Source organism: Cohnella sp. GCM10027633 (assembly GCF_042675445.1).
Lineage (GTDB): Bacteria > Bacillota > Bacilli > Paenibacillales > Paenibacillaceae > Cohnella.
The window spans coordinates 306271-325461 of the sequence record NZ_JBHTGV010000005.1; the positions used below are offsets into that span (position 1 = coordinate 306271).

At 59.4% G+C, this 19191-nt stretch carries 10 protein-coding genes; 6 read left to right on the forward strand and 4 right to left on the reverse strand.

The window, feature by feature from the left end; translation table 11 throughout:
- Positions 1-3: 3 nt before the first annotated feature.
- The 6 genes from ACFQZG_RS14940 to ACFQZG_RS14965 all read left to right on the forward strand — a co-directional run bounded on the left by ACFQZG_RS14940 (position 4) and on the right by ACFQZG_RS14965 (position 10185).
- Positions 4-1173: a dipeptidase gene (locus ACFQZG_RS14940; protein WP_378153827.1), complete on the forward strand. Its 1170-nt coding sequence runs from the start codon at positions 4-6 to the stop codon at positions 1171-1173.
- Between the two features lie 12 nt (positions 1174-1185).
- Entirely contained in the window at positions 1186-3291 is a 2106-nt protein-coding gene (locus ACFQZG_RS14945) for a CocE/NonD family hydrolase (RefSeq protein ID WP_378153828.1), read from the forward strand.
- 10 nt (positions 3292-3301) lie between these two features.
- Entirely contained in the window at positions 3302-3757 is a 456-nt protein-coding gene (gene lspA / locus ACFQZG_RS14950; protein ID WP_378153830.1) for a signal peptidase II, read from the forward strand.
- A gap of 37 nt (positions 3758-3794) precedes the next feature.
- On the forward strand, positions 3795-5408 hold the full coding sequence (locus tag ACFQZG_RS14955) for an SWIM zinc finger family protein (RefSeq protein ID WP_378153832.1): 1614 nt from the start codon (positions 3795-3797) through the stop codon (positions 5406-5408).
- Positions 5405-8389: a DEAD/DEAH box helicase gene (locus ACFQZG_RS14960; protein WP_378153834.1), complete on the forward strand. Its 2985-nt coding sequence runs from the start codon at positions 5405-5407 to the stop codon at positions 8387-8389. The genes ACFQZG_RS14955 and ACFQZG_RS14960 overlap by 4 nt, the downstream gene beginning before the upstream one ends.
- A 167-nt stretch (positions 8390-8556) precedes the next feature.
- The gene (locus ACFQZG_RS14965; protein ID WP_378153836.1) at positions 8557-10185 is read left to right on the forward strand and encodes a hypothetical protein; all 1629 of its coding nucleotides are present in this window, start codon (positions 8557-8559) and stop codon (positions 10183-10185) included.
- A gap of 85 nt (positions 10186-10270) precedes the next feature.
- Here the strand turns inward: ACFQZG_RS14965 and ACFQZG_RS14970 are convergent, their stop codons facing one another.
- The 4 genes from ACFQZG_RS14970 to ACFQZG_RS14985 form a co-directional block, all read right to left on the reverse strand.
- Positions 10271-11839, reverse strand: a complete 1569-nt coding sequence (locus ACFQZG_RS14970; protein ID WP_378153838.1) for an S-layer homology domain-containing protein — start codon at positions 11837-11839, stop codon at positions 10271-10273.
- 188 nt (positions 11840-12027) lie between these two features.
- Positions 12028-15141: an AfsR/SARP family transcriptional regulator gene (locus ACFQZG_RS14975; RefSeq protein ID WP_378153840.1), complete on the reverse strand. Its 3114-nt coding sequence runs from the start codon at positions 15139-15141 to the stop codon at positions 12028-12030.
- A 475-nt stretch (positions 15142-15616) separates the two neighbouring features.
- Positions 15617-17269 (reverse strand): response regulator, encoded by a 1653-nt coding sequence (locus ACFQZG_RS14980; protein ID WP_378153842.1) that lies wholly within the window; start codon positions 17267-17269, stop codon positions 15617-15619.
- Positions 17270-17274: 5 nt separating this feature from the next.
- Positions 17275-19050, reverse strand: coding sequence for a histidine kinase (locus tag ACFQZG_RS14985; RefSeq protein ID WP_378153844.1), 1776 nt, complete (start codon positions 19048-19050; stop codon positions 17275-17277).
- Between the last annotated feature and the right edge of the window lie 141 nt (positions 19051-19191).

Consider the following 19191-nt stretch of genomic DNA (forward strand, 5'->3'; position numbering starts at 1 on the left):
ATCATGAGCGAACATAACGAACGTTACGGATTATATGATTTTCGCCTGACGGCGGAGCAGGAGGAGAGAGCGCGCGGCATTCACGATCGCAGCATCGTCATCGACTTGTTGTTCCAAGGTCCGCTATCCCCAAGCGTCATTCCGGAAGAGATCTCGGAACGGATCAAGCGAGAATGCGAGCCGCTCAAGGATGATCCGATGGCGTATAGCGCGCTGCCGATGAAGCGGATTCGCGAGATGTCCGTCCGCGGAGAAATTCCGGCCTTCAAGGAAGAATGGTATCGTTCGGGCATTACGGCGGGCAACCGCGAGCTCGAGCTGTCGAGCACGGAAGGCATCATGACGAGCATGGGCGAGGCGCAGCAGCAGTTCGACGCCTTCGATTGGCTCGTCAAGGCGCTCGTGGCGGAGGATATCCGGAAGGCCAAGCGGCAAGGGCTGAAAGCAGGCATCGTCACCGCGCAAGACCCGACGGGACTCGGCAAGAACCTCGAGCTGCTCGAATCGCTTCACGCCTTCGGCCTTCGCGTGCTCCAGTTGACGTACAACAACCAGAACGCCATCGCCTCCGGCTGCATGGAGCTGTCGAACGGCGGCGTCTCCAACTACGGCATGACGTTCATCGCCAAGCTGAACGAGCTAGGCATCGTCGTCGACACGAGCCATTGCGGCAAGCAGACGACGCTCGACGCGTGCCGGCTGTCGAAGCAGCCCGTCATCGCTTCCCATACGGGCGTCGAAGCGATCTACCCGCATCGCCGCTGCAAGAGCGACGAAGAGCTGCAAGCGATCGCCGCTACCGGCGGCGTCATCGGCGTATTCGCGATGCCGTGGTTCGTGCACGAGGACCCGAACGCGACGACGATCGAGCACGTGCTCGACCATATCGACTATATCGTCAAGCTGGTCGGCGTCGACCATGTCGGCATCGGCACGGATTGGCCGATGAGCGACGTCGCCTGGTCGCTCGTCTACTTCAAGGAGCATATCGCGCCGAAGCTCGGCTTCGCGAAGGGAGACGGACCGTCGACGGAGACGGTTCGCGGACTGGAGCAATATGGACTGTTCATCAACTTTACCCGGGGCTTGGTATCGCGCGGCTACTCGGATGAAGACATCGGCAAGATCATCGGCGGCAACTGGCTGCGCGTATTCGAACAGGTATGGGGATAGGAGGCGCCTAGGATGACGATTTACAACTTGTACTGCGCAGGCGTCTTCGAGGGCCAGATTCGCTTCGCCGACGATAAGGTCATGCACGCCAAGGTGGACGCGCGCCGCCGGACGCTCATGCAGGAGAACGCGCTGGACGACAGGGCGAAGTACGCGCTCCAGCTCGCCAAGCTTCGCGAGGCGATGACGGCGTACCGGCGCGCGGCGTGGAGCGGAGACCGCGTCGCCGTGGACAACGGGGAGACGTATCATCGCCACGTGACGTATTCGGACGGCGGCCGGACCTCCCAAGTCTGGGCGAAGCGCGGAGACACGGCCGTGGACATCGTGACGTTGGACGGAGACGTTATCGCCTTCGTTTGCCCGAACCGCTACGGGATGGAGATCCTCGTTCGCGAAGGCTGCGAGAAGCTGACGCCGCTCATCGTCTACGACGATCCTTCGTTGTCGCAAGCCTCGTATGGGGTCAATGACCTTGGCACGTTCCTTGTGCCGATGCGCGACGGCGTAAGGTTGGCGACGGATGTCTACTTGCCGGAAGGCATTGCTCCGGGTACGCGCTTGCCGACGATCGTCGTCCGGACGTGCTACGACCGGAACTTGCGCAAGGAGGCGTTCCTGCGTTGGGCGTACAAAGGGTACGCGGTCGTTAATCAAGACGTGCGGGGGCGCGCGGATTCCGAGGGAGAGCTCGTCCCGTTCTACCACGAGCGGGAAGACGGCAGCGATACGATCGATTGGATTATCGCGCAACCTTGGTCGAACGGAGACGTCGGCATGTGGGGCGCCTCGTATCTGGGCTACGTCGTCATGGCGGCCGCGACGAGCGGTCATCCGAGCTTGAAAGCCGTCGTCAACGAGGTGAACGTTGGGTCTCCGTTCGTCGATACGGTACGCCGGGGCGGGACGGTATGCTCGTGGCCGCTGCTCTGCTGGACGTTGGCGCAATCGGTCGGCACACGGACAGACTTCCAGATCTTCGCGGGCGTTACCGTCGACCCGGAGAAAGCCGTAGACGCGCGGCCGATCCGCGACATCCCGCGCCAGATGATCGGCCGGGACTCGGGACCGTGGGATCTGTGGAGCGAGCATCCGGAGTACGACGACTTCTGGCGGCAATGCACGCACTCGGAGCGCGCGGATCGGGTGAACGTGCCGATGTTCGTCATCTCCGGCTGGTACGACGGCGACAGCGCCGGCGTATCGGAGACGTGGCGGCTATTGACCGAGCACGACGTGCCGAATCGCAGAATCTGGCTCGGACCCTGGGAGCACGGGCCGAACCGCTCGCGGGACTTCAAGGGCGTCGCGCACGGCGAAGACTCGGTGGTATACGATTACGACGCGAACGTGCTTCGCTGGTTCGACCGCTATCTAAAAGGCGTTCGTAACGGCATCGATACGGAGCCTCGCGCCCGCTATTACGTCGTCGGTGAGAACGAGTGGCGCGATTCCGACGATTGGACGCCGTCGGAATCGACCGCGACGCCGTTCTACCTCGGCGGCCAAGGCCGCGCCAATTCGGCGTACGGCGACGGCACGTTGAGCGGCGCGCCTCCGGGAGGCGTGGCGGACGCTTCGGCGGATACATACGTCTACAACCCGGCCGATCCCGTCGCCGACTGCGGCGAGCGGGAGCCGGAGAACCGCCGGACGATCGAGCTGCGCCAAGACGTGCTCTGTTATACGAGCGAGAAGCTGGCCGAACCGCTTACCGTCGCTGGCGAGTTGTCCGCCGTACTGTACGCGTCCAGCTCCGCCGTCGACACCGACTGGGTCGTTGCGCTGAGCGACGTGGACGAAGCGGGTAACTCGATTCTGCTATCCTCGTACATCGTCCGGGCGAAGTATCGCAACGGCTACGACAAGCCGGAGCCGCTGACGCCGGGCCGCGCGGAGCGCTTCGATATTTTCATGCCTAACCTTGCCCATCGCTTCGCCGCCGGACACCGGATACGCTTCTCGGTGACTTCGTCCAGCAAGTTCGTCGCGTTCCCGAACTCGAACACGGGGCTCAACCCGTATGACGATCCAGAGCCGATCGCGGCCACGCAAACGATCTACCACTCTGCGGAATATCCGAGCCACGTGCTGCTGCCGGTGCTTCGGACGGATTAGGAGGCGCGCCATGTATTTCTACCTCATCATCGTATTGGCATTCTGCATCGATCAAGCGACGAAGATCGCGATACGCGCGAACTTGGCTCTGGGGGAGCGGACGGAGCTGTGGGGCTTCTTCCGGCTCATTCATATCGAGAATACCGGTTCGTCCGGCAATATGCTGCACGGGCAGGGGAGAATACTGGCCGTGCTCGTGCTGACGTTGGCCGCGGTCGCGCTCTACCTCAGGAGTCGGGGCAAGCTGCGGGGAACGCTGACGCAAGTCGGCGTCGCGCTGTTCATCGGCGGCGGGGCGGGCAATGCGGTCGATCGGCTTCTGTACAATAAAGTGACGGACTTTTTGCATTTTCACGATGCGGCTACGATGAACTTCGCGGACATCTGGGTGTTCCTCGCGTTCCTGTGCATCGTGGCGAGTCAAATCAGGCAGTACTTCAAGCCGACGACCGGCGTGGGGGCGTAGCAAGAACTAAGATTGCGGAAGGCAGGATTATACGAGCATGGAAGACCAAGCGTGGGAGAAGCTGCTGAGCGACGTCGAAGGGCGGTTCGACGACATGACGCTCAAGCGAGGCTATCAATATTATCGGCAGAATCGGGTGGAGGCGCTCCGCGAATCCGGGTACGGGACGCTTCATGCGATCGTCGAGGGGAGCGAGCTGTATCAGGTCAACATCGACTTGAACGCCTTCGGGAAAAGCAACTGCGATTGCCCGGTATCCGGCACTTGCAAGCATATGGCGGCCGTGCTCATGACCTTCGCGGATCGGGAGGGGCGGTCCGTTCCGGCGCTGGCGAACGCGGCTACGATAACGGGAATGCGGGACGCTCCGGCGAAGCCTAGGACGAGCGGCGGTCAGACGTCGATCAAGGATCGGGAGAGGCAGTTGATCCTGGAGTCCGGAAGGCTTCCGCAAGCGAGCGTCGAGGAGTGGCGCCGCTGGTTCCGAAGCTGTACCGATACGTTAACCGACATGACCCGGAACCCGATGTTCGTGAAGCAAGCGTTGAACGTCATTCATAAGCATCAACCGACGCTGTCCGCGGGACTGCTGCCGATCTTCCGATTGAACGCGCTGCTGTATCTCGTGGAGAGACTATTCGCGCCGATCGGCAATGCCACGACGTCGTTCCTCGGGTATTATTCGCAGCTCGCCGTCGCCGACATCATTCAAGAGATCGATCGTATGCTCGCGGAGCCGCTGACGACTTCGCGCGACGAGGTCATGGACGAACGCTTACTCGAGACTTTATCGCTCGTCAGAGGCGTCATGCTGCGCAAATCCCAAGCGTCCAGAACGTTCGCGGCCGTATACGGACAGTTGTGGCAGGGATGGCTTCGCGCGTCTGCCGGGCGGGTCGAAGCGGATGCGGATAAGACGTACGATGCCGAGCTTGAACGGCTGGAAGCCGATCGGGAGTCGCTGGGCGGAGATTACGATTCGCTGTACGGGTCGCTGGCACGGGCCAGAATGCTGGCATATGCGGAACGCGATGCGGAAGCGCTGAGCGAGTTGAAGGCGGCGGGCCGACATCGGGAAGGCCGCGAAGAAACCGCGCTGGCGTTCATGGAAGAGATGAGAAGCCGCGGCGAATGGGGACGTCTTCGGCAGTGGCTGACGGGCGCGGACGAGCTGTTCGAAGCTTCTCGCAGCGGCATCGCGCCGTATTTCGGGTTATGGGACGCGTTGATCGGTCAGCAGCCCGAAGCCGAGGAGGCCATGTGGAAGGCGCTCGTCGGCATGCTGCCGGCGACGCGCTTCCTGTACGAGGAGAAGCTGCAGCAGCTCGGCCGATGGGAAGAGTGGCTCGATTACCACTTGAGCATCGGCACCGATCCGCTCGATCTGCGCGCGACGGAGCTGCAGCCGGCGGAGACGGGCGCGCCGGAATTGCTGCTGCCGTTCTATCATCAAGCGGTGGAGCGCTACGTGCTGCTTCGGAACCGGGACGGCTATAAGGCGGCGACCAAGCTGCTCAAGCGGTTGGCCAAGCTGTACAAGAAGCTGAAGCGGCTTGACCGGTGGGAACGCTTCTTCGAAGCGTTCTCCGAGCGTCATAGCCGATTGCGGGCGTTGCAAGAAGAGCTGAGGAAAGGAAAGTTGCTGTCGTGAACGCTTATACGGATACGATCCATGTCAGGGTCGAGCTGGGAGCCGGCGGCGACGCCTTGCTGTTCGGCTCGATGGACCATTACGAGATTAGCGGCGTATATGTCAAGCACCGGCTGTTCGCGCGCCACGAGGCTTCCTTCTACGGGACGGAGCTGGAGATTCGGAAGATCGGCGACGAGGAATGCATCGTGCTGCCGGCCGAGCAGGTCATCCCCTATTTCGCGGCGCCGGAGCGGCTTCGGCATATCGAATGGGAATGGAGCGCGGACGGCGAGTGGCTGCTGCAGCTGTCGCCGTTATTGGATGATGCGATCGAGAATCGACAGTTCGAGCCGAGCTTCGAAGCGTTCCGCGGCGGTAAGCTGACGTGGCGCTTGGATGCGAGCGGGTGGCCGGAGGACGAGGCGTCGCTCATGAAGGCGGCGCTAGAGAACGAAGCTATTCCGGCGGATAGCCGGGCCGGCATCGCAGCTGCGTTCTCGGCCGCGGTATATGAACGATGGTATGGATCTCAGGAAGCGGCGGGGGACCTGCGTCGGGAACATCCGGCCTTGTTCGCCCGCGGCGGCGACGGCGAAGGCGGCGGCTTGGCGGGGATATCCGCCGACGAATGGCTCGTGGCCATCGGCTGGAAGGCCGACGCGGCGCCATTCCGGCCATCGCTACGGCTGTCGGAGCCCAGCGGAATGGACGAGTCGGGCGATGTGGGGTGGCGCCTCGACCTGGTGCTGCAAGACAAGCGGGATGCCTCGCGCATCGTGGAAGTCGCGCTATCCGCCGATGGAGTCGCGCGGGGAAGCTGGCCGGCCGCCTGGACGGAAGCGGTTCGGGAGCGCGCGCCGGGTTGGATGGCCAGACTGCGGGCGCTGCTTCCGCGATATGCGTTCACCGAGGGGCCGGACGCGCTGGCCGAAGGGCTCGGCGATGCCGCGGCGTGGCGCTTCCTGACGGAAGACAGCCGGCGTTTGCTGGACGCGGGTTGGAACGTCCTATTGCCGGCTTGGTGGGAGACCGCCCGGAAGAAGAAGCCGCGCGTTCGCGCCAAGGTCGGAGGGGCTGCGGGAGCTGCCGGCGGCGAATCGCTGTTCGGATTGGATTCGTTGATCTCCTTCGATTGGCGCATCGCGATCGGGGACACTGACCTCAGCGAAGAGGAATTCGCGGCGCTCGTCGCTAGAGGGGAGCGGCTTGTTCGCTTCCGCGGCGAGTGGCTGGCGCTCGACCCGGCCCTGCTCGAGCAGATCAGGCGGACGATGTCGCTGGTCGATCGCGGGAGCGGCTTGTCGTTCCAGGATGCGCTGCAGTTGCACCTGCTAGGCGATACGGATCGCGCGGACGGCGCGGAAGACGCGGAGCGCGACTCGGCCGCCGAGGCGGAAGCGGTTCGGCTGGAGGTCGAGCTGGGCGGACACTTGCTCTCGCTCGTCAATCAGCTCGGTCAGCAGAAGGATTGGCCGCAGCTGCCCGTTCCCGGGTCGCTTCGCGCAGAGCTTCGGCACTACCAGCGCGAGGGCTATTCGTGGCTCGCGTTCCTTCGCCGCTTCGGATTAGGCGCTTGCTTGGCGGACGATATGGGGCTAGGCAAGACGGTTCAGTTCATCGCTTACCTGCTGCACGTCAAGGAGTCATCTGATGGCGAGGGGGCGGCTGCGCCTGCCCTTCTCGTCTGTCCGACGTCCGTGCTCGGCAACTGGCAGAAGGAGCTGCGCCGGTTCGCGCCTTCGCTGAACGTGCTGCTTCACTACGGCAGCCGCAGGGCGCAGGGCGAGGAGTTCGCGGCGGAGGCGGGCAGGGTCGACATCGTTCTTACGTCGTACGCGATCGCATCGCTCGATCAGGAGACGCTCGGCGAGATGAATTGGTCCTCTCTGTGCCTAGACGAAGCGCAGAACATTAAGAACGCGCACACGAAGCAATCCGTCGCGGTGCGAAGCTTGAAGGCGAGGCATCGGATCGCCCTGACCGGCACGCCGATCGAGAACCGGCTGTCTGAATTATGGTCGATCTACGACTTCATCTCGCCCGGTTACCTGGGCACGCAACGCGGGTTCCAAGCGCGATTCGGCCAAGCCATAGAGAAGGCTCGCGACGAGGCTCGCACCGCCGATCTGCGCAAGCTCGTGCAGCCGTTCCTGCTCCGGCGCAAGAAGAAGGATCCGTCCATTCAGCTGGATCTTCCGGAGAAGAACGAGATGAAGACGTACGTGAATCTAACCGCCGAGCAAGGCGCGCTCTATGATCAAGCCGTCAATAAGCTGATGGAGCGCATGAACGCCTTGGAAGGCATCGAGAGAAAAGGCGCCATTCTCGCCGCCCTTACGCAGCTGAAGCAAATCTGCGATCATCCGATGCTGTCGACGAAGGAAGAGCTGCCGGACACGGACGCTCCTTCCGCGGATTGGGAGATCGCCGTGGCCCGTTCTTCTAAGCTGGAGCGATTGGTCGCGATGGTGAAGGAGCTGCGCGAGGAGAGCGACCGTTGCTTGATTTTCACGCAGTATATCGGCATGGGTCAGATTCTGCAGTCCGTCTTGCGTCGCGAGCTGGAGGAGGAAGTACTGTACTTGAGCGGCAGCACGTCCAAGACGGCGCGGGACAAGATGATCGAGCGCTTCCAGACCGCGGACGGCGCCTTGCCCGAGCCGGTGCCCGGCGTATTCATCTTATCGCTGAAGGCGGGAGGCGTCGGCCTGAACCTGACCGCGGCGAGCCACGTCTTCCACTTCGACCGCTGGTGGAACCCGGCCGTCGAGAACCAAGCGACCGACCGGGCTTACCGCATGGGCCAGACTCGCGACGTGCAGGTCCACAAGTTCATCTCGCTCGGCACGCTCGAGGAGAAGATCGACGAGATGCTCGAGAGCAAGCAGCAGCTGAGCGACAGCGTCGTGGCCAGCTCTTCCGAGGGGTGGATTACCGAGCTGTCTACGGAGGCGCTGAAGGATCTGTTCACGCTACGGCGAGATTTGTTGAACGGATAAGCATGACGACATAAGCGATAGGTAACGAACACAACCGCAGGCGCGCGCGATCCAGACGGACGGGCGCGCCTGCGGTTTATTTGCGATAGGTTCGCGTACAAGCAATCGGCAGAGTGCGCAATATACTGGAATACGAATATGGCCATCCGGGGGAATGAAAAGTCGAGATGACAACGCCCAGAATGTATTGGTACTGTTCTCACGAGACGCTGCGGTACGAAGAAGTCCCGCTGTGGATCGAAGCCGGAGTCGAGATCATACCCAGCATGGGAGATCCTAAATATATTAGATATGACCAAGATTACAATAACGAAAGAAGCCCGCTGTATCCCGATTGGAGAACGTCATGCACGATTCCTCCCTCCATCGTCGATCGGATCAGAGGAATCGATATCGATCGTTCGCGCGGCAAGGTCTCGAAAGAAGAAGCCGAGCTGTTCAACCGGTGGATCGACATCATGTATATTGCGAGCTTCTCGGATATCGCAAGCAACGTCATGGACTGGTTCCAAGGCTATATCGTCTTCAGGGTATTCGGGAATGGAGACCGGACTTCCTATACGGAAATCACGAGGGAGAGTCCCGTCGTCCTTCGGAAGTTCAACGCGTGTCCTAGGTACGTCTGGTCGCCGATTCTATTCGGCCTGGACGAACTGGAAGACGCTCGAATGATCAAGAATAAGTTGTTCGTGAACGCGTTCGTGTCGCCGAAGCGCATGGGGCATACCTGGGCATTCGAGGAGTCTCTTCCGACGATCGTCACGACGATATCCTATCTGGACGACCCGGGTCATCCGGCAAGAGATCTGAACGCGGCGTTCTTCGACTACTTCTCCGACATCCCGTACCGCGTACTGGGCAAGAACGACAGGTCGGCGAATGTAGGTCCGGAAGCGTTAATTACGGGCTATTCGGATCACGAGACGTTCTTTTCCACGATCGCGAAAGCTAGAATTTTCGTATATATCGGTGCCGGCTCCTACTATCATCTGCACTTTACTCCGCTCGAAGCCGTATCCATGGGCGTGCCCGTGCTATTCTTGGAGAGTTCGGGCATCGCTAAGGAAGCGAGGATCCAGGGGGTTACGGATCTGGCGCTGATAGAGGCTGGCATGTGCGCATCGATCGCGGAAATTCGCCAGCGAGTGTTGAGTCTGTTCCACCAGCGCGAAGCGCTTCAGCTTCTGGCGAGTACGCAGCAAGCGCTATTCGGCAAGCTGTTCGGAAGGAAGCAGGCGTTGAAACAGGCGAGCGCATGGGTCAAGAAGATACGCGGGCAAGTGAAAGAGACAAGGACGGAGTCGTATTCGAAATCCATCACCTATAATCGGCTTGCATCGAAGCCGGTCCTGGAGTTGAAGACGAATCTTCCGTCGGTGGCGGGCCGATCGGTTGCCTTCCGACTGGATGGAATCAGAGGATTGACGGGGACGGCGATGTACGACGCTTACGGCAATTATGCCGCTCGCCGGGCTACGGTCAACGTAGACAGGCCGGGGATGGTCATCGGCGAGTATTTGCCCGCGATGAATAGCGGCTTGTATCAGTTCTCCGTCGTATTGGCGGCTCCCGCTGCGGCGACGGGGGTGGGAACGCTCGCAATGGGCGCATGGATGCCGGACTTCGTGCACTATGGCTATACGGAGATCAACGAGATCGCGGCCGGCCAGTCGGTAATAACGCTTCTTGTTCATGTGGGGCAAGACTCCGCGCATTGCCTCAAGGAATTGAGGTTGATGTGGGACGGCGTGGCGAATATCGATGTATGTTGCGTGTATGTCGATAAGTTATCCTAGCGTTGGCTGGTCGTTAAGCATAAGAAAAACCGGGAGTCTCCATTATGAGACGTCCCGGTTTTTGAGCATTCAGATTACGAAAAGATTAAGCGAATAATTCTTCAGGAAGAGTGAATGGAGGTGCGCCATAGAAAATAGCGGGCTCGGAATCTTCGGACTCATCATTACTGTTGAACGTGTTAAACCCTAGTGGATCAACATAGTTAGGGCAACCTGGTATTGGAGTAACGATACAGGGATCTATTGGAGGAATTCCACACATAGGGTAGCCTGGGTCACCAGGGAGACAACCGCCACCACCGCCACCACTACTGGCAGCTGGCGTCGTAATGTTAATGTCCTCTACATCCGAAGGAACATTATCTGCTCCAACGACAACAAGGTACACCGTGTAATTTGCCGCACTATTAAGCGTTGCTGTCGATAATTCGAGTTCTTCCTCTGGCTCTGCGGTTACAACAAAGGATTGGTTAGCTAATGCCGCAATGTCGTCTGCATTATGACCAAGAATGATTTGGGCGGCTGTCGGAGCCTCTCCGTAAATCGCAGTGACAACGGAATACACCGTTCCAGTTACGCTAGCAGTAACTAAGAGTTGAACCGATGTGTCGCCTGCGGTTGGAGATTCGCCGGAAATGACAGTTAGAGTAGGCACAGTAACTTGCGGTAGAATCGTGTAGCTAACTGTCAGTACTGCGCTGTTCGCCCAGCCAGATAGGGCTGCAATTGCTTTAATCGTTACGTCAGACGTAATTTCGATGCCCGTGTCCGCGTTGTAATTTTGCCTCGAACTGCTCGTTGCAGGGTCGCTTAGGTCCGTCGTATAGTAAATCGCTGCGCCGGAAGTCGACGAGGTCAGCTCAACGAACGATCCCGATTCAACCGCAGTCTCATCCGCGATATCAGCAATCGGCGTTGCCACAGTAGGAGGCGGGCTAACAATAACCGGCTGCTGATTCTTCTTCTCTTCTTCTTCCTTCTTCTTCTTTTCCTCTTCTTCTTTCTTCTTCTCTTGCTCGACATACTGCCCCTTAGCTTCGTATGCACCAGTCACGAGCAGGTCACGCGTAGCGTTGGTGCTGCCGCCGAACTTGCCGTCGGCGCCGTTTTTCAACAGCTTCAGCTCCAATGCCAATGCCACGTAGCCTTTGGCCCAATCGGATACCGTCGAATCGTTGACTCCCGGGGTAGCTTCGGCCTCATTCTTCTGACCGAGACCTTTGACGAGGAACGCCGCCAGTTGCTCCTTCGTCACGTCTCCCGCCGGGCTGAACTTGCCGTCGCCCGTGCCGTCCGTAATGCCGGCCTTCTTGATCGCTTCGATGTACGGCAGCGCGTAACCGTTGGCCGGGTCGTCGGACTTGACGTCGGAGAAGCTGGATGTCTTCAAGCTGTCATCCACTTTCAACCCGTAGATTAACGCCGCAACCTTCGCGAACTGCGCGCGGTTCATCTCGTCTTTCAATCCGAAAGTAGTGTCAGAGACGCCGTCGAAAATACCGGCACTGATCATAGCATCAAACTTGGCCTTCGTCGCCGCATCCAGGTCTTTCAGGTCGCTGAAGTCCGCGGAAGTCTTCGTCGCCGCATTCGCCGCGAGGCCCGGCAAGCACAAGAGCAGCGCGAGCATCAGGCTGAAAACCTTTTTCTTCATCTCAATTAGTTCCTCCCTATCGAATAATGGAAAAAGCAGGTCCATTGTATCGAACAAAACCTTAACAATTCCTGATCAGTTGTGTCGAAAAAACGGAAACGACGCGCATAATCGGATTGATTCAGTTTTCAGGTCGAACCTAGGACCTACTTACTACCTAGTTATTTCGGCATAATTTGTATCAAAAATTAGCCGATTTGCAAAATTCGTCGAAGATCTTCTCCAGGTTCCATCTGGTACTCTGTCCGAAGCATGGCCGCCATCGCGTCGTACTGCTTCAGGGCCGCGGCACGGTCATCGTTTGCGAGATAGGCCTTGATGAGGCGGACGTGCAAGTCCTCGCTCCACGATACCAGCTTTACCGCTCTCTTCAGCGTAGCGATCGCCGCCTCGTACTCGCCCGCACTCTTGTAATAGTCGGCAATGTTCTGCGCGAGGAAGACGTAATCGTTCTCGATCGAGATTCTGGCTTGCTCCGCCCAGGCGTAGTCGTTGCCTTCCAGGTAGCTTCCGGCGTATAGCTTGGCGGTCGTCTCCCATTGTGCGATGGTGTTGTCGTTGACCGCGTCGCCCGCCGCCGATAGTTGCCGGTAGAACGCGATGTAATCGCAATCGAACGCCGACAAGTCGAGCCGGTAGCAGCCGCGGTTATAGTGGAGCTTAACGTCAATGCCGATGCCGCGCAGATTCTTCTTCAAATAGTGCACCGTCGTGTTGAAGTAGGAGGCGGTCTTCTCCGCGTCGTTGCCCCATAGCGCGTCCAAGATCCGGTACCGGTCCACGGCTTCGCCTCGATGATGGAGCAGATAAGCCATCAGTTCCTCCGCCTTGGCGGTGCGCCACTTCGACTCTTGCGTGCCATCCGTCCCGCCGAGCACCTTGAAACGCCCGAAACAGCTGACTTTCGCCCGCGCAACCGGAGATTTCTTCACCTGGTCCCCATCGGACATCTCCGCGCGCAGCGCCTGAAGCAGCCGTCCAGCATAGTCGACCATGCCGACTGCCTCGCCCCGTTCCGATCCCCGCGCCGCGGCGTACGCTTCCAACAGCTCCGCCATAATCGGACCTTCGTCGACGAAGCTGCGTACGTAGCCTTGCGGCTCGGCCAAGCGCAGCGCCTTGTCCAGTCGCGTAATCGCGTCCACCGTCCGGCCGAGGCGATGCAATGCCCCGCTCTGCACGATTAAGGCTCGAATCCGATCGCGATGCCTATCTTCCTTCAATAGCATGGCTTGCAGCTTGTCCGCCACGGCTAGCGCTTCCTCGGGCCGACCGCAGGCGGATAATACCCGGGCGTAGGCAAGATAATCGCCCGCATTGTGCGGCGTCATCGTATCCTCGGCGGACAGGTCGCAGCGAGCGAGCCACTCTCCGGCGTACGCGAGAGAACCTTGCCTAACGGATAAGTCGGCCAGCTCGGCATCGATCCCGCCGATATATAAGTCGTAATTGGACGAAGCGATGCGCAGCTTCAACTGCTCCAGCAGTTCCGCAGCTTCGATTCGGCGGCCGATCGCTTGCTGAATTCGCGACGCGCCCACGTAGATTTGCTCTAGAATGGCCGCCACCGGCGGTTCTTTGCCCGGACCGAGCACTTCCATGATATAGGAGTCGGCTTCTTCCAGCCGATTGCGTTCATAGAGCAGCTTGGCGTAAGAAGCGTACAAGCTCCCGACGGTCGGGTGCATCTTATTGGCGCTCCAATTGCCGATCCACTTCTTCAGAAACTCCGCCGCGCCGTTATGGTCGTTGATGAAGCCGAGATGGTCTTTGAATACAGCGGAGCCGGCGGTGTCGTTATAGCCGACCGTCCGAAGCGCCTTGCCTTCGGGAAACATCCGGTCGGCGATCTCGAAGTAGGCCGACATGGCGATCAAGTCTTTGCGCAAATAAGCAGCGCTGGCGCTGAGGAAGTATACGTTGCCCATAAGGGACTTCCACTGCGTCCCGTCCATCGAGTCTTGCAACGCTTCGTACCGGACTCGGGCATCGTCGATCTTGGCCGAGGCGAGAGACCATTGTCCGCTGCCGATCAAGACGAGCAGATAGAACATCTCGACAGAAGGGCTGCTGCGGACGAGCTCTTCGGGCAGCTGCAGCAACCATCGGCCAAGCGCCTGCATGTTGAGCCTGATGAGCGTCTGCAAATTCCGTTCGATGAGCCGGACGACCGCCTCGTATTGCCGTCCTTCCCAATAATGCTCGGCCGCTTCCAAGATATAGCCTTCGTCTTCCAGCCAATGACCGGCTTTGGCGTGCGCCGCAACCCATCCGTCCGGGTCCTCCTCCGAGAAGGCATGTCTTAGATAATCGGACAGCAGATGATGGTATCTGTACCACTGCCGCTCCTCGTCGAGCGGAATCAGGAACAGATTGAGCTGCTCCAGCCGGGTGAGCTGCTCCTGTCCGTCGCTTCGTCCCGTGACGGCATCGCAGAGCGCGCGGTTCATGCGCGTCAACACGGAAGTCTCCAGCAGGAAAGCGCGCAGCGGCTCCTCCAGGTCATGCAGCACTTCCTCGAGCAAGTAATCGGCGATCCGGTGTTGTCTGCCGCGGAACTGCCGGATGAACGCGGCGCGGTCCGTGCTCCGTCTAAGAGAAATCGACGCAAGCTGCAAGCCGCTGATCCAGCCCTCTGTCTGTCTGAGCAGCTCAACTCCTTGCTCTCGCGTGACCGCCAGTTCGGGCTTGCTCGCGAAGTAATCGAGCCCTTCGTCCAGCCCGAAACGCAAGTCGTCCGCGGTTACGAGGTGCAGTTCTCCCTTGGCGAGAAGGCGCGCGGTCGGAATAGGAAGCTCTGACCGGCTTGCGATACAGAGGTGGATGTTCACGGGCAGATGTTCGACGAAGTAAGCGAAGGAACGGTGTATGGCGGAGAGCTGGATGAATTGATAATCGTCGAGCACGAGCGTCAGCTTGCCGGACAGCCCGTGCAGCTCGCTCAGCAGCATCTTGATCGCGGGTTCCGAGGATAAGCGGTGATCCGAAGAGGAGGAGGGACCATCCTTAATCAAAGACGTCGCCGCCGATTCGAAACCGGGGTAAGCCGTTCCGACGGCGGCCGCGACATAGCTCCAGAACTGCACCCAGTCGTTGTCCCGGGGGTCCAGCGACACCCAAGCGACTGGCATGCCGGCGGCTCGCGCCCATTGGCTGAGCGCGGTCGACTTGCCGTAACCGGCATGCGCGGACACGAACGTCAGCTTCGCTGCCAAGCCGTCGTCAAGCTTATTCATTAATCGCGGGCGGTCGATCAACGCGCCGCGCGCCTGCGGAATCGTTAGCTTCGTAGGTACAATCACCGGATGTGCCCCCGTTGTCACGCCAAAGCGGAGAATCTTTACTTTCAAGATTCTCCTCTCGATGTCGGAATCCTCTGGGAGAATGTGACATAAGCTGACTTGAGGCGAATAATTTCGAGCAAAACACGAATGACCTGGCGCGAGCTCGGCCATGCGTCTCGGCTAGCCGAAATAAGAAATGTAATTGAAAAACCAAATACATCTTGTACCAAACGGACAAAACCTGAAAATGTAACTGAAAAACCAAATACATCTCGTACCAAACGGACAAAACCTGAAAATGTAACTGAAAAACCAAATACATCTCGTACCAAACGGACAAAACCTGAAAATGTAACTGAAAAACCAAATACAATGCTTACCAGCCAGGCGAACCCGGAGTTGCATCCGAAAACCGATTATAACTTCGCCGCACCGGTTACTGCACCGCTTGAACGAGGCCAGGCCCAACCAAGGGCTTGGCCTTATTCGACTATCACTCCGGCTTCATCATCCGCGCCTGCTGTTCCTTCTTGTACTGCGATGGCAAACTCCCGGTCCACTTCTTGAACGTCTTCGTGAAATGAGCCTCGTCGAAATAACCGACCTCGCGCGCGACCGTCTGAATCTTCGAATCGCCGGCTTGCAGCAGCGCTTTCGCCTTCTCGATCCGGTATTGGTGAATGAAGTCGAGGAAGTTGATGCCCAGCTCCTGCTTGAACAGCGTGGAGAGGTAGTTGCCCGATACGAATAGCGACCTAGCGACTTCGGCGAGCGATAGGCCGGGCTTGTTGTATTGCTCCGCAATTAGATCGAGCGCTTGCTGCACCTTGCGGACCGGCTGCTTCTGCGGATTACGCAGCTCGACGATGCGGCGAAGCGTGCCGAATAGAACGCCGGACAGCTCTTCGATCGTCTCGACGGCGCGCACCTTGTCCTCGAGCCGCTCGAATTCGGCGTTCAGTCCGCTCGCGACCGCATCGTCCCCGGCGTTCGCGAGCGGCAGCAGCCGATCGAGGAACGACAAGGTTTGCACGTGCACGCGTGCGGGATTCGGCGAGCCGTCCTCTTGATAGCAAGCGAGCCATCGTTCCGCGTCGTTCAACGCTTCCGCGTAAAGGCCGGATTGAATATGCTCGTAGATCAACTGCTCCAGCTTCCGCTGCTCCATCCGATGCTGCGAATCGTCAGCGGCCGCTTGCTGGGCATCCAGAGCGTCTCGGTAGTAGTACATCTGTCCAACGCCGCGGAAGAACCGAAGGTTCAGCGCTTCGCGGGCTTCGCGGTATGCCTCGTGAACGAGATTGATGTCGGCCTTCGAGTCGCTGATGCCGATCGTTACGGAGATGCCGAGATATTGCCGGACGTTGTTCAATACCTCCAGCACGCCCGCCTCCAGCTTCGGTCCCGTCCACTCCGCGATGCCGTTGCAGATCGCGACGATCTCTTCGCGTTCCTGCACGAACGCCATCGGCTGGCGCAGCGCGCTCTCCAGCGTCTCCTGCATGACGTTCGCGACGGCGAACCGGATGAGCCGCAGATCGGTCGGGCTACCCGTTTTCTTCTCGGCCGCGCGAATATCGATTCTGGCGGCGATGACCATGACGTGATCCGGGGAGAGGCCGATGCCCAGCTTCTTCATCTGCTCGACGCGGCTGTCCGTCGGCAGCGGGGGAGCGGACAGCCACTCCGACAGCAGCCGGACTTTCACGAGCGGTAGATGCTCGTGAAGCTGATGCTGCAAGCCTTGCACGGCGACCTGCTGCCGGCGCTCCTCCCCGATCTTGGTCGCTAACCGCCCGAAGACGCCGGCGATATCCGAGGGAGAGCAGGGCTTGATCATGAACTCGAACACGCCCATCCGAATGGCGGACTGGGCGTATTTGAAGTCGCTATAACCGGACACGAGCACGCTGGCGATCTCAAGGCCGCGCCGGCGAATTTCCTCGAGCAGCTGCAGGCCGTCCATGAGCGGCATCCGGATGTCCGTCAGCACGATATCGACGGGCTCGGATTGGAGCATGGCCAAAGCTTGAAGTCCGTTCTCGGCGGTGCCGCACACCCGGATGCCGAGCGATTCCCAATCGATCAAGCTCTCCAGCCCTTCGCGAATCGGTTGTTCGTCTTCGACGATCAGCAATCGAAGCATGTCGGTCACCTCCGTATCGGTAGAATGAGCACTACGCTCGTGCCGGAGTTGATCTCGCTCCGGATCTCCATGCGCGCTTGCGGTCCGTAGATCATCTGAATCCGATTCCATACGTTCGATAACGCGAAGCCGGCCGGCGGGGCGACGTTAGCGTCCTCCTTGCGCGCCAAGGCGCGATGCAGCTCCTCGAGCTGCGCCTGCGGAATGCCGACGCCGTTGTCCGTCACTTCGATCTCCACGAACGAATCCCCGAGCGTCGCCCGCACCTGCACGTAACCGGCGTCTCCCGCGAGCGGCTCGATGCCGTGCACGACGGCATTTTCCACCAGCGGCTGGATCAAGAGCTTCGGCACGGTGAAGTCCGCAAGCTTGTCGTCCATCTCCAGCTCGTAGCCCAGCTTGTTCGGGTTCCGCGACTGCTGCAAGTACAGGTAGTGCTCGACCAGCTTGAACTCCTGCGACAACGCGAAGTACTCCTTGCCCTCGCTCAGGCTGATCCGGAACATATTGGAGAGCGCGTAGATCATATCGGCGACCTTCGGGTCGTTGTTGCGCTGGGCCGCCCAGGCGATCGTATTCAGCGTGTTATATAGAAAATGGGGATTAATCTGCGATTGCAGCACCTTGAGCTCGGCTTCCTTCTGCCGCAAGTCGATGACGTAGACGTCGTCGATCAGCTCCTTGACGCGCTGCACCATGACGTTATAGCCCGACCCGAGCTGCCCGATCTCGTCCGAGCCCGGTATCGGCACCTGCTCGGAGAAGTTGCCCATCTGGAACTTCTTCATCGACTTCAGGATCGACAGGATCGGCCGCGTGATGACGCCGGATACGGCCCAGGAGACGAAGAGCCCGAGCACGATCGTTACGCCCGCGATCGCGGCGGTAATCCATTGAATGCGGGTCAACTGCTCGAGCAGCTTGGACTTCGGCTGCAGAACAAGAACGTGCCAACCCGTCAGAGGGGAAGTCAGCTGCGTGGATACCCATTGCTTCTTGTCGATGGCCGGCGTTCCGTCGTCCCGCGGAACGAAGTAGGGGAGATCCGCCTTCGAGCTGCCGATCCATTGGCCGGAGCTGTCGGAGAGCACCATGCCGTCGTCGTTCAGGATGACGATCTCCACGTCGTCGACGCCCGAGTCGTAAGCGTTGCGGATGTCCAGTTCGTCTACGCCCAGAATAAGCACGCCTTGCCCTTTGTACGTGGTACTGCTTTTCAATACTTTAGTTAAGAGGAACTTGTTCATCCGGTCGCCCTTGAACACGGTAGGGGTCAGGCCGGGCACTTCGATGCTCCACGTCTCGACCGGACCCTTGAGAATGTCGTCGTACCGGAATTGCTCGCGGTAGTCCTCGAACGGAATGGCCGTCGACAAGCCCTTGTTGTTGAACTGGATCGGCGAGAAGCGGGAGGAATAGATCGTCAGGAATTGAAAATACGGCCGAGTGACCATCAGATGGCTGATCGATTCGATGACGGGTCCGCTGACCAGAGAGCTTTCGCTCGGATTGGCGGACAGCAGCTGCTGAATGTCGGGCGTCAGGAACAAGTAGTTCGAGATATCGATCGCGTCTTGGGCGATGTACTCGAGATGGTCGACCGCCTGCTTGGCGGTGCCGGCTTGCACCATGCTCATCTTGCTCAGAATTTCGTCCGCGGCCACCCGATAGGAGAAGTAGCCCGTCAAGGAGATCGTCACGACGAGAAGCGGAACGAACCATAGCAAGATTTTGTGCCGGATCGGCAAGTTGCGGTAGCTGGTAGAGCGGCTCGTGTTCACCAGTTGCCTCCCGTCGGTCGTGTCCCGTATACCTTCAATATAGAAGAGAGGCGGCGCGCAGGCAATCGTGTCGAAGGAGGAAAACTGCAAATAACGGTAGAATATACAACCTGATCGTTAAAACGAACAAAAAAAGAGCGT

Coding starts and splice junctions, on each gene's coding strand:
- ACFQZG_RS14970 (WP_378153838.1), bottom strand. CDS start 11,839: ATGAAGAAAAAGGTTTTCAGCCTGATGCTCGCGCTGCTCTTGTGCTTG.
- ACFQZG_RS14980 (WP_378153842.1), bottom strand. CDS start 17,269: ATGCTTCGATTGCTGATCGTCGAAGACGAACAACCGATTCGCGAAGGG.
- ACFQZG_RS14955 (WP_378153832.1), top strand. CDS start 3,795: ATGGAAGACCAAGCGTGGGAGAAGCTGCTGAGCGACGTCGAAGGGCGG.
- ACFQZG_RS14940 (WP_378153827.1), top strand. CDS start 4: ATGAGCGAACATAACGAACGTTACGGATTATATGATTTTCGCCTGACG.
- ACFQZG_RS14945 (WP_378153828.1), top strand. CDS start 1,186: ATGACGATTTACAACTTGTACTGCGCAGGCGTCTTCGAGGGCCAGATT.
- lspA (WP_378153830.1), top strand. CDS start 3,302: ATGTATTTCTACCTCATCATCGTATTGGCATTCTGCATCGATCAAGCG.
- ACFQZG_RS14965 (WP_378153836.1), top strand. CDS start 8,557: ATGACAACGCCCAGAATGTATTGGTACTGTTCTCACGAGACGCTGCGG.